Here is a 23008-nt window from a genome sequence, read left to right on the forward strand (position 1 = left end):
TTCAAGCTACCTTGAACGCCGGAGGCCGCTCGTGCGAACGGGCGGCCTTCTTCATTCCAGATCCTAAACCGGCCAGATCTTAAACCGGCCAGATTTGAACCAGGCAAGGGAACGCATCGCCATCCGGGAGATTGAGCACCAGCGCAGCCCGCGCATTCAGCTCAAGGATTAACGGCATGGCGAAGCAAGCATCAAAGTCGGCTGGATCAGCCGCGACGATCCACGATCAGAAACTGGAGCGCGGTGCAGGAGGCGAATTGCACCAGACAGCATCCGGCGCGACGCCTGTGTTGACCACTGCTCAAGGCGGACCGGTCTCCGACGACCAGAACTCGCTCAAGATCGGCGCCCGGGGGCCGACGGTGCTCGAAGACTTTCACTTCCGTGAAAAGATCTTCCATTTCGATCACGAGAGGATTCCCGAACGCGTCGTCCATGCGCGCGGCTACGGCGCCCACGGCTATTTCGAAACCTATGAATCGCTGGCGAAATACACGCGTGCCGACATCTTCCAGCGCGCCGGCGAAAAGACGCCGGCTTTCGTGCGCTTCTCCACCGTTGCCGGCAACAAGGGCTCCGCCGACCTGGCGCGCGATGTGCGCGGCTTTGCCGTCAAGCTGTATACGCAGGAGGGCAACTGGGACATCGTCGGCAACAACATTCCGGTGTTCTTCATCCAGGATGCGATCAAGTTTCCCGACCTGATCCACGCCGCCAAGGCCGAGCCCAACAGCGACTTCCCGCAGGCGCAGACCGCGCATGACAATTTTTGGGACTTCATTTCGCTGACGCCTGAAAGCATGCACATGATCATGTGGGCGATGTCCGACCGGGCCATACCGCGCTCCTTGCGCTTCATGGAAGGTTTTGGCGTTCATACGTTCCGGCTGATCAATGCCAAGGATGAGTCGACCTTCGTGAAATTCCTCTGGAAGCCGAAGCTCGGTCTCCAGTCCGTCGCCTGGAACGAAGCGGTCAAGATCAACGGCGCCGACCCCGACTTCCATCGCCGCGACCTCTGGGATGCGATCAAAGCAGGCAATTTCCCCGAATGGGAACTGCAGCTTCAGCTGTTCGACCAGGCCTTCGCCGACAGTTTCGACTTCGACATCCTCGATCCCACCAAGATCATCCCCGAAGAGGTTCTGCCGCCGATCGCGGTCGGCCGCCTGGTGCTCGATCGCATGCCCGACAATTTCTTCGCCGAAACCGAGCAGGTCGCGTTCATGACGCAGAATGTGCCGCCGGGTGTTGACTTCTCCAACGATCCGCTGCTGCAGGGCCGGAATTTCTCCTATCTCGATACGCAGATCAAACGGCTGGGCAGCACCAACTTCACCCACCTTCCGATCAACGCGCCAAAATGTCCCTTCCACAATTTCCAGCAGGATGGGCACATGGCGATGCGCAATCCGGCCGGCCGCGCCAACTACCAGCCGAATTCATGGGGCGAAGGGCCGCGTGAATCCCCGGCCAAGGGGTTCCGGTCATTCGCCGAAGTCGAAGCCGGACCAAAGGCCCGGCTGCGCTCGGAAACCTTTGCCGATCACTACAGCCAGGCACGCCAGTTCTACATCAGCCAGCAGCCCGTGGAGCAAGGCCACATCGCCTCGGCGCTGACTTTTGAGCTGAGCAAGGTGCAGACCCCGGTCATCCGCGAGCGCATCGTCTCCCACCTTCTGAACATCGATGACGGGCTGGCCGGCAAAGTGGCGGACGCACTCGGGCTGAAGGCAATGCCGAAGCCCGCCGATGCGGCTGTGGCGACGCGCCGGGATCTCCCCGCGTCGGACGCGCTCAGCATCCTCAAGAACGGCCCCGGCCGGTTCGAGGGCCGCAAGCTCGGAATTCTCGTGACCGACGGAACCGATGCTGCCATGCTGAATGCCCTGAAGCCGGCGCTGACAAAGGCCGGCGCCAGCTTCGAGATCATCGCGCCGAAGGTCGGCGGCGCCAAGGCCAGCGACGGCAGTTGGATCGACGCACAGCAGATGATCGCTGGCGCACCCTCGGTTCTCTACGACGCCGTGGCACTCCTGCCGACAAAGGCTGCAATGGCGGAGCTGTTGAAAGAATCGACCGCCCGCGATTTCGTCGCCGACGCCTTCGCCCACTGCAAGTTCATCGGCTATGTCGAGGCGGCATCGCCGCTGCTGTCGAAGGCGGGCGTGGCCGAGGACGAGGCGGTGATCCCGCTTGCGTCAGTCAAGGACATTGCGGGCTTTGTCACTAGGCTCGGCGAACTCCGCTGGTGGGCGCGCGAGCCGAAGGTCAAACTGGGATGAAGCCGGCTGGGCCGGCGGCAGGGTGACTAAGGTCACCCTGGAACCCCAGCACCCGATTGCGCGTCACGCGTCCGAAGGGTCGCTCTTCGCGGCGTCGGCATCCCGGCCGGTTGGAAAAATCCGCCTGAGGATGTCGCACGCGATCTCGGCCCGGTGCTTGTCCTGGCCTCGCAACTCGACACCGCCGAGCCTTGCCGGAGCGCCGCCCGTGTGGTCCCAGACCATCCAACTGCCAGGCGTTTCCTGCAGGCACTCAAATCTGTCTCTTGGCATCAGGCGATTTTGTCTCTCGGCATCAAGCGTCCCGGTTCGCATCACCCGGCAATCGAGGCACCTCTATCGATGGCCGACGCGGGGTTGGGTTGGGCGGGGGGCCGGGTCCCGCGTCGGCCAAGGCGGCTCCTGAGGTCCGCCGCATTGCGAACCTAGCGAGTTACCGCCAAGCGAACAATTGCGTGCACCGCTGGGTACGTTTTCGAACAGTCGCGGGACCAAGGACGTGCGTCCCGGCGTCACCGTCGCCAGGCGATCCTCAGGTTTGTCATTGTCACGCGTGGTCGGTGACCGCTCGCCACGTAGCGGCTCTGCACATCTGCTCAATAACAAATGAGATCGGAGCGGATGACGTTTTCCCGCACCGAGCGGCTTGTCGTCGGAACGTTTTCTTTTAGCCAGCATTTGGAATGCCATCGAAGGACAGGAGACTTCCTTGGCCAGACTGCCTCAGGACAAAGACCGGATTGAACGTGCCACCCGCGAGGCTCAATCCATCATAGCCATCGAACGTCAGGCGCGTGAGGCAAAGACCGCCCGACTGCGAGAATTGCGGCTTTCGTCGGAGGCGCCAGTTTCGACCGGGGCGGCAAAGCGCAAGCCCGGGACCAAAAAAGCGGCACGCAAAACTATCGACGTGAGGTAAACTTGTGCTCAACGTTGTATTCGAACACGCTGCCCTCGCTTTCGTCGACCACCCTGAACCAGCGGTTCTGCAGGGCACGCGTCGAAGTGGCTTTGCCCGTGATTTTCTGCAGCGCCTCAAGTGCCGTAGCCCCGCTTGCAACGTGCGAAGCAGACAGCGACTCCCCGTCCATTCGTCGATCTGGTAACGTGGCATGGCTGGCCTCCTGTCAGCCAAACTTCGGGAGGCAACCTAGGTTCCTGGAACGAAATCCCTTTCGCGAACTTGCTGGCGTCATGAGCGTCTGTGTGCATTTGCCAGGGTGGTTGGCACCATGAACAAGTTCCTTTTCGCAGCCGCTGATTTTCTGTCTCGCCCGCCGGGTTTCTACGTCATGATCATAGCCATGGCGCTATGCACTGCGCTGGTGCCTTTTGGCCTGACGAACGTCGTCACCTACGCGCTGTCGGTCGCGGCCATCGTCATCACCGGTGTCGTGCTGATCCAGGGCTACCGAGACACCGCCGCAATCCACGCCAAGCTCGACGAGATCATCGTCGCCCTCAACGAAACCAGAAACGATGTCGTCGGGCTGGAGCATGCCGACCCGAAAGAGATCAAGGCGAAGCTGGGCAAACTCGAGGAAGAGGCGGCGAGGACCGCTCCCGAAGCCTAGCCGCTCTTCCCGGGTCATTGAATGCCAATGATCGGGGTCATTAGCATTCAATGGAGGAAGCCCGAGGCGCACCCGCTGATAGGTTCGATGAAAACAGCGGGCGGCCTAGGCGCATCTTCAGCGTTCATGGCTGCTTTTTCGATCTGCGGGCGACCGCTTCCATAAACGAGCGGGCGGCAGCGTCGCAAGCCGTTCTGGACGGTCCGTTCGCCGACAGCACGACCTCCGCGGACTTCTCCGACATGCCGTATTTCCTGGCAAAGGCCGCCGTGTCGTAAGGCTCGTTTTCAGCCCCGGGCGCCAAGGACGCGACCCTGGCCTTGGTCATTGGCGCGTCCGCCTGAAACTCTCGAGCAATTCGCTTTCATTGCGGCAGCCATTCTCGAAAAGTGAGAACACCGTGGCCGCGAGTAGCTGCACGTCCGGTTCTACCGACGTCCGATCAAGTTTGCGTTCGGAGCATACCCGATCGAAGACGCGTTGGCACAGTTGCAGATCGGAAGGATGGAAGCCGGGATTGCGTTTATTAAGGCTCGACATGAGAAGCCCCTCTCGGAGCAGCGACCCATTTGCCTGACGCTGTCGATTAAAAATGAAATCGCGCGCAGCAAGAGTCAATGTCAGCGTGATCACAGTAAAAATCGTACAATTCTCCCCGCTTGAACTGGGCGCTCTTCGAACGGTTCGCGGGACCGGGCTTGACACAACGCCCTTATCGTTTAGCCGGCGGATTTTATCGCCCGTCACGGCGATCCGGCGTTCTCGAGGATATGTCGGTTTTGTACCAAGTGGTGCTTGGTACGTTTCCGACACTAACGTTGAACTCGATCTTTTCGTATGCGAACGGCAGTGGGGGGACGCCGTGCATCGCATTCCAGACCGTATTCCTAGGTTTGTTGGTTCAAAGAGCCTATATGTAGGCGATCGTCGGCACGTTGACACGGGCGCAGGCGGCTGGGAGATCGGATGGCTCTTGCCCTGCATTGGGCCGTGCCATGACTAATCCAGACAAAAACTCTCCCGACAAAAACCACCAATACCGCAATCAACTGCTGCGGCGCATGCCTGCGGATGACCTGGCACTGCTCGAGCCCTACATGCAGCGCTGCGAATTGCCGTTGCGCATGATGCTGGTGACCCCCGGCATCCCGATCGAGGCCGTCTATTTCATCGAAGAGGGCATTGGCTCGGTGGTCGCCAGCACGACGAGCGGCCACGAGGCCGAAGTGGGCTTCATCGGCTTCGAAGGCATGACCGGATCTTCCCTGGTGATGGGTGACGACCGTGCGCCGCATGCCTGCTATGTGCAACTCGAAGGCGATGCGATCCGCATCGAAGCCGGTGCTTTCAATGCGGCACTGGCGGCAAGCGCGACCTTGCGCATGTTCCTGCTGCGCTTCGTCAATTCGCTGCAGACCCAGGCCGGCTGCACCGCCCTCGTCAACGCGCGGCTGAAGCTCGAGGAGCGGCTGGCGCGGTGGCTGCTCATGTGCGACGACCGGGTGCCCGGCGAGCACCTCGCCATTACCCACGAATTCCTGGCGATCATGCTTGGTGTCAGGCGGCCGGGCGTCACCGTCGCCCTCCAGCTTCTCGAAGGCCGTGCGCTGATCCGGGCGCGGCGCGGCGAGATTGTCATTCGTGACCGAGCCGGGCTGCTGGAACTCGCCAATGGCAGTTACGGTGAAGCCGAGGCCGAATATGTCAGGCTGATCGGCGAGATCGGCGCGGCCTGATCAGGAGCGGTTGCCGCCTGCATTCGGCTTGCCCGATGATGTCGCTTTGCCGGGCCGGGCCGCATCGCCTTCCAATGCATCTCGGCCAACCGGCCGACTGATCGGCAGCCCGGCATGCTCCAGGCTTGCGAGCTTGCATTTTGTCTGTTCGGCGGCTGCTCCGACAAGGCAATCGATGGCGAACATGGCGCCGCCGTGGTCGCTCGCCGCGACCGCCTGGCGGATCTTGCTCAATTGCGCTTGCGTGTAGTCCAGAAGCTCGACCAGGTCGGTATGATCCAAACCGCCCTCCATCACAGGATGTCGAGAGGCCGATCTGAGGTCGCTCTTGGCACCGAAATACGCCCATTTGCACGGCTTGCATAGCCAGACGGTTTGCGCGTCCCAAGCTGGCTGCGCTATTGGCCAAAGGTCCATCTTCGTGCCGCCGCCACGGCGTGCGACTGTATATAAGCTATAGCTTGAATAATGATTCGTACGTCTATCGCGGGGGCGATGTCGTGCCAATTCGCGAGAATCTCGCCGTCAATCTCAGGCGGCTGATCCAGCGCCACGCTTCCGTGAGCGCGGTGTGCCGTGAGCTTGGCATTAACCGCACCCAGTTCGAGCGCTATCTGCAGGGGCGGGCCGTTCCGAACAAAGCCACCGCCAGGCTGATCTGCGACTACTTCAAGATCGACGAGAATGAGCTGTATCGCGAGCCGGCTGCCGCGGCAGCCAGCGACGACGGCCACGCTTCGCTGCGCCAGACGCTGTATGAGAACATGGTGCGTCCTCCGTCGCCCGCCATCGCCGGCGGCACCTACTTCACCTATTTTTCGGTCCCCGACCACCCCGACCTTCTGATGCGCTCGGTCACTTTCGTGCGGCGCGAGGCCGATTTGGTTACCTTCAGGCGGGTGACGCGGTGGGCTCCGGGCGATGGCCAGGGCGGGGCGAGAGTGCCCGGCAACCATTACGGCGTGGCGATCTCGCGCCTAAACTGGATCTATTTCAGCGGCATCAACCGCCGCCAGACCAGCGAGCCCTCGATCATGACCGTGCAGTGGGCTCCCATCTCGGAACCGGTTCTGGTCGGCAGGGCGATCGTCCTGACCGGATCGGGGCCAGCCTTCGTGTCGGTCATCATGCGCCAGGACGTCACCAGGATCAGCATGAGACGGGCGATGCAGATGGCCCATATCGTCAGGCTCGATGACCCCAGCGTCGATCGTCTGGTGGTCAGTCTCGCACGCGAGGCTTGATACACCGGCGCCGGCATTCGCAGTCAACCAAGGCGAAGCGTGTTGCGTGCGATCTGCCAGGCGGATTCGACGTGCCGCCGGGCCGCCGCTTCCGCCTCGTCCGGCTTGCGCGACCGGATGGCATCCATGATTTCGGTCATTTCGGCGATCGCCGGCTCGCGGCGGTTTTCCGACGCGATGGTCATCGAGCGGAGTTGGTTGATGCGGACATTCAGCCCCGTCACGATTTCCCAGGCAATGCGCTTGTCGGCCGCCCCGAACAGCGTTTCGTAGAACTTGGTCGTCGCCCGCATCACCTCGACCGGCGCGCGTGATGCCCAGGCGTAAAGCAAGTTCGTCAGGGCCGCATCGAGCGAAGCGATCTGCGCGTCGGTGGCCGACAGGGCGCAAGTCCGCGCCGCGATGCCTTCGAGCAACGCCCGCAATTCATAGATTTCATCGGTGCGGCCGAGATCCGGCTTGGCGACGGCTGGTCCATGGCCCGGTATCATCTGCACCAGGCCTTCCGCCTCCAACTGCCGCAGCACCTCGCGCACCACGGAACGGCTCACCCCGAGCTGATCGCAAAGCGGCCGCTCGACCAGCCTTTCACCGGGCTGGAAGTGGAAGCCCATGATCGCCTCGCGCATGCGCTCCAGCGCCAGCGTCCGCAACGTCTTGGCAGAGCGGTCGATCCGCAGCGTATCGTCTGACATTTTTTCTCCGCCTTCGCTTGCGCCGCCACAAAACAGATTCCGAAGCCGATTGACAAGGTCCTTGGCGCTCCATAGCATGGTATACCATAAGACGATACAGTGATGACGGCGCCTCACAGCGCCATCGCGACCGAGGACTTCATGAAACCGGCCATTCGAAAAACCGTCACCTATATCGAGAACACGCTTATCGAGGGCGGCAAGGCCGCACCCAGGCCGTTGCGGCTGATCGGCGTCGCCGCTGTGCTGACGAACCCCTGGGCTGGCCGTGGTTTCACCGAGGACCTGTCGCCGGAGATCCGCGCCATCGCTCCCGTCCTCGGCGAACTGCTGACGCGCGAGATCATCGCGGTCGCCGGTTCGGGCGAGGCGATCGAAGGCTACGGCAAGGCCGCCATCTGCGGCACGTCGGGCGAGATCGAGCATGCATCGGCGCTGATCCATACGCTGCATTTCGGCAATCACTACCGCCGTGCGGTCGGCGCCAAGACCTATCTCGCCTTCACCAATCTGCGCGGCGGGCCGAACACGCCGATCATGATTCCGCTGATGGACAAGAACGACGAGGGCCGCCGCTCCCACTATCTGACCGTGCATTTCCAGATCGGCGACGCTCCCGCCCCCGACGAACTGGTGGTGGCGCTTGGCGCTTCGATCGGCGGCCGCCCGCATCACCGTATCGGCGACCGCTATCAGGACCTCAAGGAGGTAGGAGACCTGCATGGCTGATGTCGCCGCCACCGCATGGGTCCGCAACACGGCGCCCGACGGCACCGGCTTCATCCGCGCCGGCGCCGGCGCGCCGGTTCTGCTCATTCACGGCGTCGGCATGAACGCGGCGATCTGGCGCGATCAGATCGCGTCGATGAAAGGCCGCCACGACCTGATCGCCATCGACATGCTCGGCCACGGCACCTCGCCCCTGCCGCCGGAAAACGCCGCCCTGTCGGATTTTGCCGAGCAGGCGCTGCGTCTGCTCGACCATCTCGGTCTCGCCTCGGTGTCGATCGTCGGCCATTCGATGGGCGCGCTGGTCGCCCTGGAAATCGCCCTTCGCGCACCGTCGCGCGTGCGCTCCATCGTCTGCCTCAACGCGGTGTTCCGCCGCCCCGCGGCCCTGGCACGGGCCGTGCGCGAGCGAGCGGCAGCCCTCGGCACGCATGGCGATCCTTCCGCCATTGCGGCAACGCTGGCCCGCTGGTTCGGCGACCCGTTGCCGCAGAGCCTGGCGGGTGCGGCGGCAACGGCGCGCGCTGCCCTTGAAGGCGTCGACCCGGAAGGCTACGCGCGCACCTATCGCCTCTTTGCCCATGCCGATGCCGAGCATGCCGATGCCCTGGCCGGGCTTGAGCTACCGGCCCTGTTCATGACCGGGTCTGACGACAGCAATTCGACCCCGGCCATGTCTGCGGCGATGGCGAGGCTCGCGCCGCACGGCCAATGCCTGGTGCTCAGCGGAGAAAGGCACATGATGGCAATGGCTTCACCCGAAAAAATGACTCAACACATCAGCGCCTTTCTCGACGCCGAAGCTGCGACGCAGCAGGCCGATGCCACCTTCGACAGCGGCGAATTCCGGCGCGCGCTCGGCTCCTTCCTGACCGGCGTCACCATCGTCACCACGGTCAGTGCGGAAGGCGAGCCGCGCGGCTTCACCGCCAACTCCTTCACCTCGGTCTCGCTCGAACCGCCGCTGGTGCTTGTCTGCATCGCCAAGAAGGCGCTGGGACACAGCGCCTTCTCGACATCGAAAGGCTTTGCCATCAACATCCTGTCGGAGAGCCAGAAAACGCACTCCGGCATCTTTGCCTCCAAGGCCGCGGACAAGTTCGCGAGCGTGGCCTGGCAACCCGGACAGACCGGCAATCCCCTGATCGACGGTTCCGTCGCGGTGTTCGATTGCGCCATGCAGCAGCTGGTCGATGCAGGCGATCACTCGATCCTGATCGGCCGCGTCCGCGATTTCAGCCACAACGGAGCACAGCCTCTCGGCTATTGCCGAGGCACCTACGTGACGCCCGGCCTCAGCCAGGAAGCACTGGCGGCTGCACCTCATGGGACCGAAGTCGGCGCCATTCTCGAAAATGAAGGCCGCGTGCTGTTTTTCGAAACACCGGACGGTTTCCACGAATTGCCCGCCGGACGCGGGCTGGGCACACCGAAAGATCCGCGCAGCCTCAAGGGGCGCCTTGCCGCGAGCACCATCGACGCACAGCTCGGCTTCCTGTTTGCGGTGTGGGACGACGCCGCCGATCCGTCGCGTTCACACGTCTACTACCGGGGATCGGTCACTGCCCCCAGTCCCGGCGATCGCCAGACCCGGCTTGTCGACATAGAGCAAATAACCGATCTCAGGATTGCCGATCCGGCGGTGCGTTCCATGCTTGCCCGCTACGTACGCGAACGCACGGAAGATGCGTTCGGCGTCTATGTCGGCAACGAGGTCGAAGGCGAAGTCCGGCCGCTCGCCAAGCCTTCGCCAGTTCTTCTTTCCGGTCGCGGGTGACGCTGATGAAATTCTCGCTGTTCGTCCACATGGAGCGTTCGGATCTGGCCAAGCCGCATTCCGAGCTTGTCGGTGAGTTGGAAGAGCTGATTGTGCAGGCCGAAGAGGCAGGTTTCGAGACCGCCTGGATCGGCGAGCATCACGGCATGGAATTCACCATCTCGCCGAACCCGTTCATCAACATCGCCTGGCTCGCAGCCAAGACCAGGCGCATCCGGCTGGGCACCGGAACCATCGTCGCGCCGTTCTGGCACCCGATCAAGCTTGCCGGCGAAGCGGCGATGGCCGATGTGATCTCTGGCGGTCGCCTCGACATCGGCATTGCGCGCGGCGCTTACGCTTACGAATACCAGCGGCTTTTTCCCGGCCTGGAGGCCTGGGGCGCCGGCCAGCGCATGCGCGAGATGGTGCCGGCGATCCGCGGCCTGTGGGATGGCGATTTCGAACTCTCCGGCGAGTTCTGGTCGTTCCCGTCGACCACCTCGTCGCCCAAGCCGCTGCAAAAGCCCTATCCGCCGATCTGGGTGGCGGCGCGTGATCCGAACTCGCACGATTTCGCCGTCGCAAGCAAATGCAATGTGCAGGTGACACCGCTGGCCTCCGGCGATGGCGAGGTGACCAGCCTGATGGAGCGCTTCAACACCGCCTGTAGTGCTCACCCCGACATAGCGCGGCCGGAAATCATGCTGCTGATGCATACATTCGTCGCCGAGGACGCGGCCGATGCTGATCGCCTGGCGCGGGACCTGTCGCAATTCTACTGTCAGTTCGGCGCCTGGTTCCAGAACAAGAAGCCGGTGCACCAGGGCATATTGGAGCCGCTGACCGAGGCTGAGATCGCCGCCATGCCGCAATATGCGCCGGACAAGATCCGGCAGAACCTCGTCATCGGCGAAGCCGACGAGGTGATCGCCAGGCTGAAGGCCTATGAGGCGCTCGGCTACGACCAGTATTCGATCTGGATCGACAGCGGCCTGTCGCACCAGCGCAAGAAGAAATCGCTGCAGCTCTTCATCGACAAGGTGATGCCGGTTTTTGCCGAGCCGAAGGCGGGATCGCGATGAGCACCACTCAGTTCAGGAACTATATCGACGGCAGCTTCGAGGACGCGGCCGCGACCTTCGACAGCATCGATCCGTCGACCGGCGCGACATGGGCAAAAATGCCCGCCGCATCGGCTGATGACGTCGACCGCGCCGTCGAAGCCGCTCACCTTGCGCTGCGCTCCGGCCCGTGGGCAGCGATGACGGCGACAGTGCGCGGCAAGCTGCTGGTGCGGCTCGGCGACCTGGTGGTCGCCAATGCCGACCGGCTGGCGGAACTCGAGACGCGCGACACCGGCAAGATCATCCGCGAGACCCGCGCCCAGATCGCCTATGTCGGCGATTACTATCGCTATTATGGCGGACTGGCCGACAAGCACGAAGGCGCGTTCGTCCCCATCGACAAGGCGGACATGGAGGTGACGATCCGGCCCGAGCCGATCGGCGTCGTCGCCGCGCTCGTGCCGTGGAATTCGCAGCTCTTCCTGTCCGCCGTCAAGCTCGGGCCGGCGCTTGCCGCCGGCTGCACCGTCGTCCTCAAGGCATCGGAAGATGGCCCCGCCCCGCTGCTGGCCTTCGCCGAACTCGTCCATGAGGCCGGATTTCCCGCGGGCAGCGTCAACATCCTGACCGGCTTCGGCCATGATTGCGGCCACCGCCTGACCAGCCATCCGCTCGTCGCCCGCGTCGCCTTCACCGGCGGTCCGGCAACCGCCCGCCGGATCGTCAGGAACACGGCGGAAAATCTCGCCTACACGACGCTCGAACTGGGCGGCAAGAGCCCGGTCGTGGTGTTTGCCGATGCCGATCTCGACAGTGCCGCCAACGCCGTCGTCGCCGGCATCTTCGCCGCCACCGGCCAGAGCTGCGTCGCCGGCTCGCGCCTGCTGGTCGAGCATTCGGTGAAGGACGAATTCCTCGCCGGGCTCAAGCGCAAGGCAGAGGCGATCCGGATCGGCGACCCGCAAGATTCCGCAACCGAAATGGGGCCGCTTGCCACGTCGCGGCAGCGCGACTGGATCGAGAAGATCGTTGCGGCAAGCCTTGCCGGGGGTGGGCGGCTGGTCACCGGCGGCGAACGGCCCGCCGGCCACGAAAGCGGCCTCTATTACGCACCGACGATCATCGATGCCGGTGACAACACCGGCCTGCCCTGCATGCGCGAAGAACTGTTCGGTCCGGTGCTGAGCGTGCTCGCCTTCGATACGGAAAGCGAAGCCCTGGCACTTGCCAACGACACGCCGTTCGGCCTGGCGTCCGGCGTCTTCACCACCAATCTCGCCAAAGCCCACCGCATGGCGCGCGGCATTCATGCCGGCGTGGTCTGGGTCAACACCTATCGGGCCGTCTCGCCGCTGGTTCCGTTTGGCGGCTATGGCCAGTCGGGCCTCGGCCGCGAAGGCGGCATGGACGCGATCCGCGACTACACGCGTTCGAAATCGGTCTGGATACGCACTTCGGACGATCCGATTCCCGATCCTTTCGTCATGCGGTAACCGCCGCAGGCCGGGGAAACGCGATCAAGGCGAAAACGCCGGTCGCAAACAGAAAACAACGAAAACAAACAGAGGAGAACGACATGAAACTGATCACCACCGGCGTCCTTTCCCGCCTTCTCGCAACAACACTTCTCGCAACCACACTTCTGGCAACGACGGCCGCAAAGGCCGAGGACATGGTGTTCACTTCCTGGGGCGGGACGACCCAGGAGGCGCAGACCAAATCCTGGGCCGAACCGTTCACGGCCGCATCCGGCATCAAGGTCATGCAGGACGGTCCGACCGACTACGGCAAGCTGAAGGCGATGGTCGACGCCGGCAGCGTCAACTGGGATGTCGTCGACGTCGAGATGGATTTCGCCATCAAGGCGGCCAAGGACGGCCTGCTCGAGCCGATCGACTTCACAGCCGTGCCGAAGGCCGATCTCGATCCGCGCTTCACCACCGATCATGCCGTCGGCAGCTTCTACTATTCCTTCGTGCTCGCCTGGAACAAGGGCGCCGTTTCGGGCGACCCGGCCGGCTGGGCCGACATGTTCGACACCAAGAAATTCCCCGGCAAGCGGACCTTCTACAAATGGTCGGCGCCCGGCGTCATCGAGATCGCGCTGCTCGCCGATGGCGTGCCGGCCGACAAGCTCTATCCGCTCGATCTCGACCGCGCCTTCAAGAAGCTCGACACCATCAAGTCCGACATCGTCTGGTGGGGCGGCGGGGCGGAGTCGCAGCAATTGATCGCGTCCGGCGAAGCAACCTTCGGCCAGCTGTGGAACGGCCGCGTCTTCGCGCTGGAGAAAGACGGCGCCGATGTCGGCGTCTCCTGGAACCAGAACCTGACCGCGGCCGACGTCCTGGTGGTGCCGAAGGGCGCCAAGAACAAGGACGCCGCGATGAAGTTCCTCGCCGCCGCGAGCAGCCCGGCCGGTCAGGCGAAGTTTGCCGAAGCCAGCGGCTATGCGCCTGTTAACACCAAGGCCAAGGCCGAGATGCCCGCCGATGCCGTGAAATCCCTGCCAGACGCCCATGTCGACGGGCAGATCAACCTCGACATGAACTACTGGGCTGAGAACCGCGACGCCATTGCCACGCGCTGGTATGCCTGGCAGGCGAAATAGGCCTGCTCCTTGAACCGCAAGGAACGAGACGGCGCGCGCCGTCTCGTTCCGTAGCTCCAAGTCGCTGCCCCCGAGTTGCCACCATGTCGGTCGAAACACGCCAGAGCCTACCAACATTTCGGATGCCGGCAGGCTTCAATGGCCTGTTGCCGGCCCTGGTCCTGATCGTGCTGTTCTTCGTCGTCCCCGTCCTGGCCCTGCTCTTGCGCAGCGTCACGGAACCCGAGCCCGGCCTGCAGAACTACGCGACGCTGCTGGGTGACGGCACCTATGCGCGGGTGTTCTTCAACACCTTCCTGGTCGCCTCGGTGGTCACCGCGGTCACGGTCCTTGTCGCCTTTCCGGTCGCCTGGATGCTGGCGATCATGCCCTCGGCGCTGGCCTCGATCGTCTTCGGCGTCATCATCCTGTCGATGTGGACCAATCTCCTGACCCGCACCTATGCCTGGATGGTGCTGCTGCAGCGCACCGGCGTCATCAACCGGACGCTGATGGCCATCGGCGTCATCGACCAGCCGCTGCCGCTCATCAACAACCTGACCGGCGTCACCATCGGCATGGTCTACATCATGCTGCCCTTCATGATCCTGCCGCTGGTCGGCACGCTGCGCGCGATCGATCCGATGACGCTGCGTGCCGCGGCGCTGTGCGGCGCCAGCCCCTTCCAGGCATTCCGCCGCATCCTGTTGCCGCTGTCGCTGCCCGGTGTCGCGGCCGGCGGCCTGATGGTCTTCGTCATGTCGCTCGGCTACTTCGTCACCCCGGCCCTGCTCGGCGGCACCTCGAACATGATGCTGGCTGAAATGATCGCGCAGATGATCCAGTCGCTGCTCAACTGGGGGCTCGGCAGCGCCGCCGCCTTCATCCTGCTTATCGTCACCATGGCGCTCTACGCGCTGCAACTGCGGCTTGTCGGCGCCAGGCGCATGAGCGGAGGCATCTGAGATGCTGCTCGACTATGACCGCATGGGATGGCTGAAGATTGCCCTGCTCGGCTTCACCGCGCTGGTCGCCGGCTTTCTCCTGCTGCCTGTCGTCTTCATCGTCCTGCTCTCCTTCGGCTCGTCGCGCTGGCTGGCCTTTCCGCCGCCAGGCTGGACGCTCAAATGGTACCAGGAGCTGTTTGCCGACCCGGCCTGGCTTGATGCGGCGCTGACCAGCGCCAAAATCGCCACCATGACGGCGATCCTGGCCGTGGTGATCGGCCTGCTCGCCTCCTTCGCCTTGGTTCGCGGACGCTTTGCCGGGCGCGAAATCCTGCGCGGCCTGCTGCTGACGCCGATGGTGCTGCCCGTCGTCGTCTTCGCCATCGCCATCTACGCCTTCTTCCTGCGCCTTGGCCTCGGCGGCACCACCATCGGCTTCGTCATCGCCCACACCGTGCTGGCGCTGCCCTTCGCCATCATCCCGATCGCCACGGCGCTGGAAGGTTTCGACAAGTCGATCGAGGACGCGGCGATCGTCTGCGGCGCCAGCCCGCTCGAGGCCAGGCTCCGGATCACCTTGCCGTCGATCCGCATCGGCATCTTTTCCGCCGCGATCTTTTCCTTCCTCGCCTCCTGGGACGAAGTCGTGGTGGCGATCTTCATGGCCAGCCCCAGCCTGCAAACCCTGCCCGTCAAGATCTGGGGCAGTCTGCGCTCGGATCTGAGCCCGGTCATCGCCGCCGCCTCCAGCCTGCTGGTTGGGCTGACGCTTGCCCTGATGGTGGTGACGGCGCTGCTGCAGCGAAAGGTCAAGACATGACCCAGCCCTTCCTCTCCATCCGCAATCTGCGCAAGGCGTTCGGCGCGATCACCGCCGTGCACGACGTCACCCTCGACATACCCAGAGGCGAGTTCCTGACCTTCCTCGGACCGTCGGGTTCGGGAAAATCGACGACGCTCTACGCCATCGCCGGCTTCCAGGATCCGAGTTCCGGCGATGTCGAGTTGGAAGGAAAGTCGCTGCTTGCCGTGCCTTCGCACAAGCGCAACATCGGCATGGTGTTCCAGCGCTACACGCTGTTCCCGCACCTGACGGTGGCCGAGAACGTCGCCTTTCCGCTGCGGGTGCGCCGCCGGCCGGAGGCCGAGGTGAAGAAGAAGGTCGCCGACATGCTGGCTCTGGTGCGGCTCGAAAGCTTCGCCGCGCGCTTGCCCGGCGCCCTGTCTGGCGGCCAGCAGCAGCGCGTGGCCCTGGCCCGCGCGCTGGCCTATGATCCGCCGATCCTGTTGATGGACGAGCCGCTGTCGGCGCTTGACAAGAAATTGCGCGAGGAAATCCAGGGCGAGATCCGCCGCATCCATCGCGAGACCGGCGTCACCATCCTCTACGTCACCCACGACCAGGAGGAGGCGCTGCATCTGTCGGACCGAATCGCTTTGTTCCGGGACGGCCGCATCGAGCAGACCGGTAGCGGCGAAGACCTTTATCTGCGGCCGGCGACCGATTTCGTCGCCGGCTTCATCGGCAATTCGAATTTCCTCGCCGCCGAACATCTCGACACCAAAGATGGCACGGCAACGATCCGGCTGGCCGACGGTTCGGTCGTCTCCGGCGTCAGGGCCAACGGCACGTTCGGCAAAGGCCAGAAGACCAGGTTGATGATCCGGCCGGAAGCGTTTGGCATGGAGCGGAGCCCGGCGAACGCGGAGCTCAACGTCGAGATCGTCGATGTCGCCTTCTACGGCGAGCGCCGGCGCATCGTCGCGCGCACCGCCGGCGGCGAGGGGGTCGACATCAGGCCGACCTCCGCCGCGATGCAGTCGCAGAATCTAGCGCCCTGCAGCCGGCCGGTCTTTTTCGATCCGGCGGCGGCGTTCCTGTTTCCTGCCTGAGATGCCGATTGATTGATTGCCTGGAGCAGACCCCAGCGCGGCAAACAGTGGCCCGTATGCACATCGCGCCACAGCAAGGCACCGCGCAATCTTTATCGCGCGGCAAATGATTCTTGTCATGGAATCCCACTTTGGCCGAAACGAGAAAAATTCGAAAAAGTTTGAACATCAAGATGATCTGCTTGGGCGCCATGGCGCTTTCGATCGTCGGCGGCGCGGCGTTTGCCAAAACGTCGGCTCTCGACGACCCGGCCAAGATGCAGCCCTTCTACACCGACTCCGGCATGAAGACGATGGTCAGCAATGACGACTTCGTGAAGGCTTGGAAGGCACTGACGCCGGACGACCAGACCGCGATGATGAAGGCCTGCGAGGACGAGGCGAAGGACGCCACTGCGGCCAACAGCCATCCGGAATTCTGCAGCAGCGTGAAAGCGAACGGCGGCAGCAAGTAAGCGCCCACCGGACCGACGAGAAAACAGCCCCGACCGGGGCTGTTTTGCGTTTGCATGGGGCGCGGAAGATCTCTTTTCTGCGAGGTCAGCGCGACATTTGCGGATAGGACGGCATTATCGCCGTCAACAGACGCCCGCCGATCAGCCACCCTGCTCGCCGGCGGCCCGCCCCATTCCCGCCTCCCCATTCTGGTCATGTTGCACTGCGATAAATTTGTTGCGTTGCGATATCAGCCCGCCCGGCCGACACTGGCAAAGGGCTGGATCTGGGGCTGGGCTTACACGAAGGAGCCTCCGTGGCAGCATCGTTCCGGCCGGACATACAAGGATTGCGCGCGCTCGCCGTCGGCGGCGTCGTCGCCTATCATTTCGGCCTCACCGCGCTGCCCGGCGGCTTTGCCGGCGTCGACATCTTCTTCGTCATATCGGGCTGGCTGATCACGACCCACCTCATGCAGGAGATCGGCGACACCGGCCGGCTCGACCTGTGGCGCTTCTATGCCAGGCGCGCCCGGCGGCTTTTGCCGGCAGCTTTGTTCGTCATCCTGGCGACGCTGGCAGCCGGCTACTTCATCCTGGCGCCGCAGGAGCAGGCGCTCTATTCGCGTGGCGCCATGTTCGCCTCCGCCTATGCCATCAATCTGTGGCTGCTGCGCTGGTCGTTCGACTATTTCGCCGCTGACGCCACCAGCAATCCCTTCATCCACTTCTGGTCGCTGTCGGTGGAGGAGCAGTTCTATCTGGCCTGGCCGGCGCTGCTTCTGCTGGCCGCCTGGCTGCGGCCGGGCCGGCGCATGGCAGTGGCGGTGATTGGGGTGGCCGGCCTCGCCTCCTTCGCCGCCTGCCTGTGGCTGACCAGCGCGGCGCCGGCCTGGGCCTTCTATTTCTCGCCGCTGCGCGCTTGGGAGTTCGCCGCCGGCGGCCTGGCGACGCTGGTCCCCGTGGCTTTGCTGCAACGCCGCGCCTGGCTGCGGCCTGCACTGGGCTGGCTCGGCCTGGCGCTGATCGCGGCGGCCTATCTCTGCTTGAGCGAGGACCTGCCCTTCCCCGGCTGGTATGCGCTGCTGCCGGTTGCCGGCACCGTGCTGGTATTGCTGAGCGGCGTGGGCCAAGAGCAGACCTACAGGCGGACCAATGGGCTCACCAACTGGCAGGCCCTTGGCCCGGCCGCCACCTTGTCGCTGCAGCCTTTGCAATGGATCGGTACGCTGTCTTATTCGCTCTATCTCTGGCACTGGCCGGTCATCGTCTATGCCGGGATGCTGGCGCCGGATCTCACCGTGCCGCAGCGCCTCGGCTGCGGCGTGCTGGCGCTGGCGCTGTCGGTGCTCACCTATCATCTGATCGAGAACCCGGCGCGGCGCGGCCGCTGGCTTACCGCAGGCGCCCGGGCGCTCGTTCCCGCGCTGGCACTGACCGGTGCCGGCGTGGCGGTCGCCTATGCCAATGCGCATCTGGCTGAGCGCAACATCGGCCCCGAGCAGCGCGGCATCGAGCAGGCGGCCGAAAAACCCTCCATTGCGCGCGCCCTCGACAAGAGCTGCCTGGCCGACTTCCAAACGGTGACGCCCAAACCCTGCGTGTTCGGCGCGGCGGACGCCGCCCACACCGTCGTGCTGTTCGGCGATTCGCATGCCGACCATTGGTCGACGCCGCTGATCGAAGCGGCCAAGCGCAACGACACCAAGGTGGTCACCTATCTCAAATCATCGTGTCGCGCCTCGCGGCTCTCCACCTTCAACACCGTACTGAAGCGCGACTACACCGAATGCGACGCGTGGCGCGAGCAGGCGATAGCAGACATCATCCAGGCCAGGCCGCGCCTGGTGGTGATCTCGGAATTCTCCATCGGCAATTTGACGCGCGACCTGCCCGCCGCCGCCCGCGCCGCCGAGACCGCGCGCTGGCAGGCCGGTCTGCGCTCGACATTGCAGGCCTTCAGCCGGGCCGGCGTCGAGACGGCCGTCATCCGCGACACGCCGATCAACGCCAGCTTCGCCGACTCCTGCGTGGCGCGCGCTTTGTGGTGGCGCGAAGCACCCTCGCCGCACTGCGACACGCCAAGGGCGGACGCCGCCAACGACAGCACCGCCGCCACCGAACGCGCGGTCGTTATGAGCGTGCCCGACACGCTCTACGTCGACCTCACCGACCGCTTCTGTGGCGCGACCGCCTGCCACGTCGTTATCGGCGGCCAACTCGCGTTTCGTGACAGGCATCATCTGGCGACAGCGTTTGCGGAGACGCTGGAGGGGCCGTTGGAGAGGGCGCTGTTTTGAGGGTCGTTCCCTTCTCCCCGTTCACGGGGAGAAGGTGCCGGTCCACCCTCCGCAGCTGCAGCGCAGCTGCTGCGGAGGACGGGCAGGCGGATGAGGGGCGGCGCGGCGTTCGCCCTCGGAGCAACTTTGTTGGCCTAATATTGATACACTTGAACGTCTTCGGTTTTACGATTGATTGGGCGGGACTTCCGGGGGAACCAATCGTGAAGAAACTTCAAATCGTCGCAGTTCTATTGCTGGCAGGCTGTCAAACCGACCCGTTGCCCAGTGCATTCAAGCCCGGCCCCAACACCAGCCAACGGCAAGCCGACTAGGGATGGCTGCAATGGATTCGCTGAAGTGGTTGTCAATCAACGTCATTGCATTGGCGCACTTTGATTGGAGCAGTCGTCATTTCGCAGGTCGCCTACGTGTTTCACATCTATATTACTAAGAATCCAATGACGCCGCTTATCATAGGATTCTTTATCGCGGTTATTATTGGCACGGTTGCGCCGAGGACAGCGTTCTTGCCAAGGTTTCTCGTGTTCACCGGAGTTTTCATCTTGGAAATGGGCTTATACATCGTCTTATCCGATGCGAAGCTGTTCCTGGTCGAGCACTACTGGGATGGAAATGTGGAGGCAGCCAAACCTTTGGCACACGTTGGCATCTTGATCCATATCATAACCTTCACGGCCGGCCTCGTAGTGCTGCGCCGGTTTCGGTTACCAAAGCCAACCAAGATCGTCGTGGATGAGTCTCGGTAGCCAATGCACGTTCCTGGATGTCTTGAGCGGAGCCACCTTCAAGAGGTTGGAACGTGACAAACCTTCTGACCCATCCCCCACCCCTCACCGCCCCATCATCATCCCATAATGCACCGCCAACAAATCCAGCCCGACCTTCAGCAGCTTCGTCACCACATCCCGGCCCTCGCCGGTCTGCTCGGCCACGCCCTTGATCGAGCCTTCCGCGCAGCAGACTTGTCGCACCACGGCGGCCACCTCCCAATGGCCTAGCGCCCTGGTGGCGGCGGCATGGGCGCGGCCGGCGTCCAGCACGCTGTCGGCAATGCCGCCGCGATGGCGGCCGCCGTCGACGCGCTCGCTCCAGCGCATCGGCTTGACGCTCGCCTGCTGGCTGCAGCGGAAGTCCTCGCGGTAGCGCAGGCCGGCTTCGCGCTGCTGGCGCGACAGCGAGGTGATGCCCAGCAGCGGGTCGATAGTGCGCACCCGCACGATGCCGCCGGTGGTGGTGTAGCCGTCATTCGACACCTCGTAGACGCGCCTTGCCTCCAGCGTCCCGGCCGCCAGCCGCTTGCGGCCGAAGGCGTCATCCCTGAGCGCGAAATCATGGCCGACCTCGCGGCGAATACGCACCTGCTCGGCCTCGCCCTTCGGCAGTTTCGGCGCCTGCAGTTTGGCGGGTCTGGTGTTTTTGGGCATGGGTGGCTCCTGGTTGGGGATTGGGTCGGGATGGAGGCTCGCAAGGTGGCGATCCTTCGCGCCCCCTCTGCCCTGCCGGGCATCTCCCCCACGAGGGGGGAGATGCCCGGCAGGGCAGAGGGGGGCGCTGTCCCGCCGACCTATCGGAGAGCACCACCTCCTTGCCGCCCGCATCCAGTTTGATGGAACCAGCGCGAATTTTCGGCGTTATGTCGCGTCCATGCCAAGGGGAGGTTCGCCGATGACAGCCTTCATGCCGGTTACCCTGCGCTTTTGCGACAACAAAACCATGCTGGTCAGCTCGGTGGCCGAAGCTGCCAGGGCGCTGAGCCAGCAATGGCCCGACAAGACCGCGCCGGCCTATGTCGAGGCGGCACGGCTGGTGGCGCTCGCCGTCGACGGCACCTGCTGCCAGCGCATCGCCTTCGATGCCCTCACCAGGGCGGCCAGGCAACAGAACATACTGGTGGCCAAGCCGAAGAGCCGTGCCCATGACTGGCTGGATGCCGTGGCCAGCCCGTGAGAGGCGCGTGCCGGCCGAAAAATTGATGCAACCGCCCGGCGGCGCGGCGCGTTTAAAAGGGCGGTAGGTTAAGCCGCGCGTAAAGCGAAGGTGAACGCCGTGGGTACGATGAAGACCGGAGTCCCGCTTAAGGTGCGGATGGACGAGCAGATCGAAGAGATCGAGACCGTCAGCGAAGCCGCCGATTTCCTGCAGCGCTGGCCGCTTGAGCGGCGCGGCCATGTCTACCGCAGCGCTCTCAACGCCTGCAGCGCCGCAATCGCCGCGCAGATTTCCGAAGCCGACGCCATGAAAGTATTCACCGGCTTTGCCCGGGTGACCGGCATATTGGTCGACGGAGACAGCCTGGACATGACGATGGAGGCCAGAACCGTTCAAAGCCGTATGCCCAAACAGGGCCGGCAGGCGCCGAAATAGGGCGGCGGCGGTTTTGTTTAGGGCTTGATTCATCTCGGATCCTTCATGGCCATCAGCCCCCGATGACGCCGAGGCTGCGAGGCCCCCTCACCCAGCCTCCGCTTCGCTCGGCTGACCATTCCGGGGCGAGCCGCGTGTCTCGCCCGTCCCTCGGACCCCCGAGGGGAGAGGAGACTTGCAGCGCCGGCGCCTCCCTCTTCTCCCCAGCGGGGAGAAGGTGGCCCGAAGGGCCGGATGAGGGGGCTGGCGATACCTCCAAAATTAACGCAGGGCTGCTCCCACCGCCTCACCCCACCGCTTCAAAAACGCGGCGCTGGAAGCGGGCCTGGTGGTAGGTGCAATAGCTTTTCAGCGCCTTGGTGCGCATGCCGCAGCACAGCATGTCGGCGCCCGGCCGGCCGCCTGGAGCATCGTTCTCAGAGTCCTCTTCCAGCGTCAGGTCCAGCGGCGCGCGGCAGCGGTTGAACAGGCAGTCGATGAAGCGCATCGCCACGCCATGCGGCTGGCGGCCGACGGGCGTGCGCGGCGGCACCGGGACTTTGAAACGATAGGCCTCGCCGTCGGCGATCAGCACGCCCACCTCGCGCACGAACAGGCGCGGCGGCAGCCAGGCCGGCGAAGCGTCGCGTTTGGCGGCCGCCTTGCGCATGCCGGCGACAGCGAGCGCGGCGTCGATCGTGCCGGCGGCCGGCCTCGCACTCGCCGATATTCCGGTCGCCCGCTTGCTCGCCGCGCGCTTGCGTGCAGCAAGCTTGGCTCCGATCGGCAGCCCCTTGCCATTGGCAAAGCCGATCGCGCCCAGCATGGTGTTGCGATGCACGATGCCGATAATGGCATTGCGCGACACCGCACTGCCGCGCAGCGCGCTGAACGCGGCGGCAATCCTGGAGGCGGAAAGCCCTTCCTTCAGCCAGCGGGCGATCTCCTGCAATTCCGCGTCGGTATAGCTTGCCATTCCAGGCTCCATCCAAAGTTCTGCCTTCGGCCGCGCGCCGTCAGGCAGCGCCAGAGTTCAGGGTTGTGTAGTTCGAGGGCCGGCTGGCGCCGGCTCAGCCGGACCGGGTTCGCAGCCCGGCCGGTTCGACGAGGCGCGAAAGCCGCGCCTCGGCCGTCTTTCTGTCGGGCGCGGAAACCGCCCAGCCAGTCGGTCTGTCGAACAGGATGACGGTGCCGTCCTGCGTGCGGATACACGACCTGGCGGGCAGACCGGCGCCGCGCCGGTCGAATTGGGGGCCAGAGCCGCTGGGAGCGGCGGCTCTGGCCGTTCCGGCCGCCAGTGACGGGCGGACCGGGCCCGAGGCAGCCAAACACTGAGCCTCGGGCTTCGTCCCGGCCGGGGAGGAGGACGGCCGTGACGGAAGGGAATGAGCGGCGACAGTCGCCGGATGCGC

At 64.2% G+C, this 23008-nt stretch carries 26 protein-coding genes; 18 read left to right on the forward strand and 8 right to left on the reverse strand.

The annotated features are described in order from the left end of the window. Nucleotides 1-176 precede the first annotated feature (176 nt). Complete coding sequence (katE, locus tag ACFOJ9_RS22475) at nucleotides 177-2285, forward strand: catalase (protein ID WP_378981410.1); 2109 nt, start codon at nucleotides 177-179, stop codon at nucleotides 2283-2285. A 63-nt stretch (nucleotides 2286-2348) separates the two neighbouring features. Here the strand turns inward: katE and ACFOJ9_RS22480 are convergent, their stop codons facing one another. Further along, nucleotides 2349-2510 carry a hypothetical protein gene (locus ACFOJ9_RS22480; RefSeq protein WP_378981412.1) on the reverse strand — a complete coding sequence of 54 codons (162 nt, stop codon included), beginning with the start codon at nucleotides 2508-2510 and terminating at the stop codon, nucleotides 2349-2351. Nucleotides 2511-2994: 484 nt separating this feature from the next. Here ACFOJ9_RS22480 and ACFOJ9_RS22485 point away from each other — a divergent pair, with 484 nt between their 5' ends. Both ACFOJ9_RS22485 and ACFOJ9_RS22490 read left to right on the forward strand, forming a co-directional pair. Beyond that, nucleotides 2995-3204, forward strand: a complete 210-nt coding sequence (locus ACFOJ9_RS22485) for a hypothetical protein (RefSeq protein WP_378981414.1) — start codon at nucleotides 2995-2997, stop codon at nucleotides 3202-3204. Nucleotides 3205-3517: 313 nt separating this feature from the next. Then, the gene (locus ACFOJ9_RS22490; protein ID WP_378981415.1) at nucleotides 3518-3859 is read left to right on the forward strand and encodes a low affinity iron permease family protein; all 342 of its coding nucleotides are present in this window, start codon (nucleotides 3518-3520) and stop codon (nucleotides 3857-3859) included. A 124-nt stretch (nucleotides 3860-3983) separates the two neighbouring features. Here the strand turns inward: ACFOJ9_RS22490 and ACFOJ9_RS22495 are convergent, their stop codons facing one another. Continuing rightward, a complete protein-coding gene (locus ACFOJ9_RS22495) occupies nucleotides 3984-4187 on the reverse strand; it encodes a hypothetical protein (RefSeq protein WP_378981417.1) in 204 nt (67 codons plus the stop codon). Next, nucleotides 4184-4492, reverse strand: coding sequence for a hypothetical protein (locus ACFOJ9_RS22500; RefSeq protein WP_378981419.1), 309 nt, complete (start codon nucleotides 4490-4492; stop codon nucleotides 4184-4186). The genes ACFOJ9_RS22495 and ACFOJ9_RS22500 overlap by 4 nt, the downstream gene beginning before the upstream one ends. A gap of 362 nt (nucleotides 4493-4854) precedes the next feature. Between ACFOJ9_RS22500 and ACFOJ9_RS22505 the strand changes: the two genes are divergently transcribed. Then, nucleotides 4855-5595 carry a Crp/Fnr family transcriptional regulator gene (locus ACFOJ9_RS22505; protein WP_378981421.1) on the forward strand — a complete coding sequence of 247 codons (741 nt, stop codon included), beginning with the start codon at nucleotides 4855-4857 and terminating at the stop codon, nucleotides 5593-5595. Here ACFOJ9_RS22505 and ACFOJ9_RS22510 read toward each other — a convergent pair whose 3' ends face one another. Next, the gene (locus ACFOJ9_RS22510; RefSeq protein ID WP_378981423.1) at nucleotides 5596-5877 is read right to left on the reverse strand and encodes a hypothetical protein; all 282 of its coding nucleotides are present in this window, start codon (nucleotides 5875-5877) and stop codon (nucleotides 5596-5598) included. 218 nt (nucleotides 5878-6095) lie between these two features. On the opposite strand from ACFOJ9_RS22510, the gene ACFOJ9_RS22515 reads away from it, so the two are divergent. Further along, nucleotides 6096-6839 carry a helix-turn-helix domain-containing protein gene (locus ACFOJ9_RS22515; protein ID WP_378987972.1) on the forward strand — a complete coding sequence of 248 codons (744 nt, stop codon included), beginning with the start codon at nucleotides 6096-6098 and terminating at the stop codon, nucleotides 6837-6839. Between the two features lie 23 nt (nucleotides 6840-6862). Here ACFOJ9_RS22515 and ACFOJ9_RS22520 read toward each other — a convergent pair whose 3' ends face one another. Beyond that, nucleotides 6863-7534, reverse strand: coding sequence for a GntR family transcriptional regulator (locus ACFOJ9_RS22520; protein WP_378981425.1), 672 nt, complete (start codon nucleotides 7532-7534; stop codon nucleotides 6863-6865). A gap of 141 nt (nucleotides 7535-7675) precedes the next feature. Here ACFOJ9_RS22520 and ACFOJ9_RS22525 point away from each other — a divergent pair, with 141 nt between their 5' ends. From ACFOJ9_RS22525 to ACFOJ9_RS22575, 11 genes are all read left to right on the forward strand, one after another. Then, nucleotides 7676-8263 (forward strand): amino acid synthesis family protein, encoded by a 588-nt coding sequence (locus tag ACFOJ9_RS22525; RefSeq protein WP_378987975.1) that lies wholly within the window; start codon nucleotides 7676-7678, stop codon nucleotides 8261-8263. Then, a complete protein-coding gene (locus tag ACFOJ9_RS22530; RefSeq protein ID WP_378981427.1) occupies nucleotides 8256-10040 on the forward strand; it encodes an alpha/beta fold hydrolase in 1785 nt (594 codons plus the stop codon). The genes ACFOJ9_RS22525 and ACFOJ9_RS22530 overlap by 8 nt, the downstream gene beginning before the upstream one ends. 5 nt (nucleotides 10041-10045) lie before the next feature. Then, the gene (locus ACFOJ9_RS22535) at nucleotides 10046-11104 is read left to right on the forward strand and encodes an LLM class flavin-dependent oxidoreductase (protein ID WP_378981429.1); all 1059 of its coding nucleotides are present in this window, start codon (nucleotides 10046-10048) and stop codon (nucleotides 11102-11104) included. Then, complete coding sequence (locus ACFOJ9_RS22540) at nucleotides 11101-12579, forward strand: aldehyde dehydrogenase (RefSeq protein ID WP_378981431.1); 1479 nt, start codon at nucleotides 11101-11103, stop codon at nucleotides 12577-12579. Before ACFOJ9_RS22535 ends, ACFOJ9_RS22540 begins: the two co-directional genes overlap by 4 nt. An 83-nt stretch (nucleotides 12580-12662) precedes the next feature. Then, complete coding sequence (locus tag ACFOJ9_RS22545) at nucleotides 12663-13697, forward strand: ABC transporter substrate-binding protein (RefSeq protein ID WP_378981433.1); 1035 nt, start codon at nucleotides 12663-12665, stop codon at nucleotides 13695-13697. Nucleotides 13698-13780: 83 nt separating this feature from the next. Continuing rightward, nucleotides 13781-14641, forward strand: coding sequence for an ABC transporter permease (locus ACFOJ9_RS22550; RefSeq protein ID WP_378981435.1), 861 nt, complete (start codon nucleotides 13781-13783; stop codon nucleotides 14639-14641). A gap of 1 nt (nucleotide 14642) precedes the next feature. Continuing rightward, complete coding sequence (locus ACFOJ9_RS22555; RefSeq protein ID WP_378981437.1) at nucleotides 14643-15443, forward strand: ABC transporter permease; 801 nt, start codon at nucleotides 14643-14645, stop codon at nucleotides 15441-15443. Beyond that, nucleotides 15440-16516: an ABC transporter ATP-binding protein gene (locus tag ACFOJ9_RS22560; RefSeq protein WP_378981439.1), complete on the forward strand. Its 1077-nt coding sequence runs from the start codon at nucleotides 15440-15442 to the stop codon at nucleotides 16514-16516. The genes ACFOJ9_RS22555 and ACFOJ9_RS22560 overlap by 4 nt, the downstream gene beginning before the upstream one ends. Before the next feature lie 161 nt (nucleotides 16517-16677). Next, entirely contained in the window at nucleotides 16678-16971 is a 294-nt protein-coding gene (locus ACFOJ9_RS22565; protein WP_378981441.1) for a hypothetical protein, read from the forward strand. Nucleotides 16972-17267: 296 nt separating this feature from the next. Then, nucleotides 17268-19250: an acyltransferase family protein gene (locus ACFOJ9_RS22570; RefSeq protein ID WP_378981443.1), complete on the forward strand. Its 1983-nt coding sequence runs from the start codon at nucleotides 17268-17270 to the stop codon at nucleotides 19248-19250. Nucleotides 19251-19690: 440 nt separating this feature from the next. Then, nucleotides 19691-19999 carry a hypothetical protein gene (locus tag ACFOJ9_RS22575; protein ID WP_378981445.1) on the forward strand — a complete coding sequence of 103 codons (309 nt, stop codon included), beginning with the start codon at nucleotides 19691-19693 and terminating at the stop codon, nucleotides 19997-19999. 84 nt (nucleotides 20000-20083) lie between these two features. Here the strand turns inward: ACFOJ9_RS22575 and ACFOJ9_RS22580 are convergent, their stop codons facing one another. Then, complete coding sequence (locus ACFOJ9_RS22580) at nucleotides 20084-20677, reverse strand: DUF6456 domain-containing protein (RefSeq protein ID WP_378981447.1); 594 nt, start codon at nucleotides 20675-20677, stop codon at nucleotides 20084-20086. Between the two features lie 241 nt (nucleotides 20678-20918). Between ACFOJ9_RS22580 and ACFOJ9_RS22585 the strand changes: the two genes are divergently transcribed. Both ACFOJ9_RS22585 and ACFOJ9_RS22590 read left to right on the forward strand, forming a co-directional pair. After that, complete coding sequence (locus tag ACFOJ9_RS22585) at nucleotides 20919-21200, forward strand: DUF982 domain-containing protein (protein WP_378981449.1); 282 nt, start codon at nucleotides 20919-20921, stop codon at nucleotides 21198-21200. A 108-nt stretch (nucleotides 21201-21308) separates the two neighbouring features. Further along, nucleotides 21309-21617, forward strand: a complete 309-nt coding sequence (locus ACFOJ9_RS22590; protein ID WP_378981451.1) for a DUF982 domain-containing protein — start codon at nucleotides 21309-21311, stop codon at nucleotides 21615-21617. Nucleotides 21618-21903: 286 nt separating this feature from the next. On the opposite strand, the gene ACFOJ9_RS22595 is transcribed toward ACFOJ9_RS22590, so the two are convergent. Further along, nucleotides 21904-22572, reverse strand: a complete 669-nt coding sequence (locus ACFOJ9_RS22595; RefSeq protein WP_378981453.1) for a GcrA cell cycle regulator — start codon at nucleotides 22570-22572, stop codon at nucleotides 21904-21906. A 94-nt stretch (nucleotides 22573-22666) separates the two neighbouring features. Further along, nucleotides 22667-22924 carry a hypothetical protein gene (locus ACFOJ9_RS22600; RefSeq protein WP_378981455.1) on the reverse strand — a complete coding sequence of 86 codons (258 nt, stop codon included), beginning with the start codon at nucleotides 22922-22924 and terminating at the stop codon, nucleotides 22667-22669. Between the last annotated feature and the right edge of the window lie 84 nt (nucleotides 22925-23008).

The sequence above is a fragment of the Mesorhizobium cantuariense genome (assembly GCF_042647205.1).
GTDB classification, from domain to species: Bacteria; Pseudomonadota; Alphaproteobacteria; order Rhizobiales; family Rhizobiaceae; genus Mesorhizobium; species Mesorhizobium cantuariense.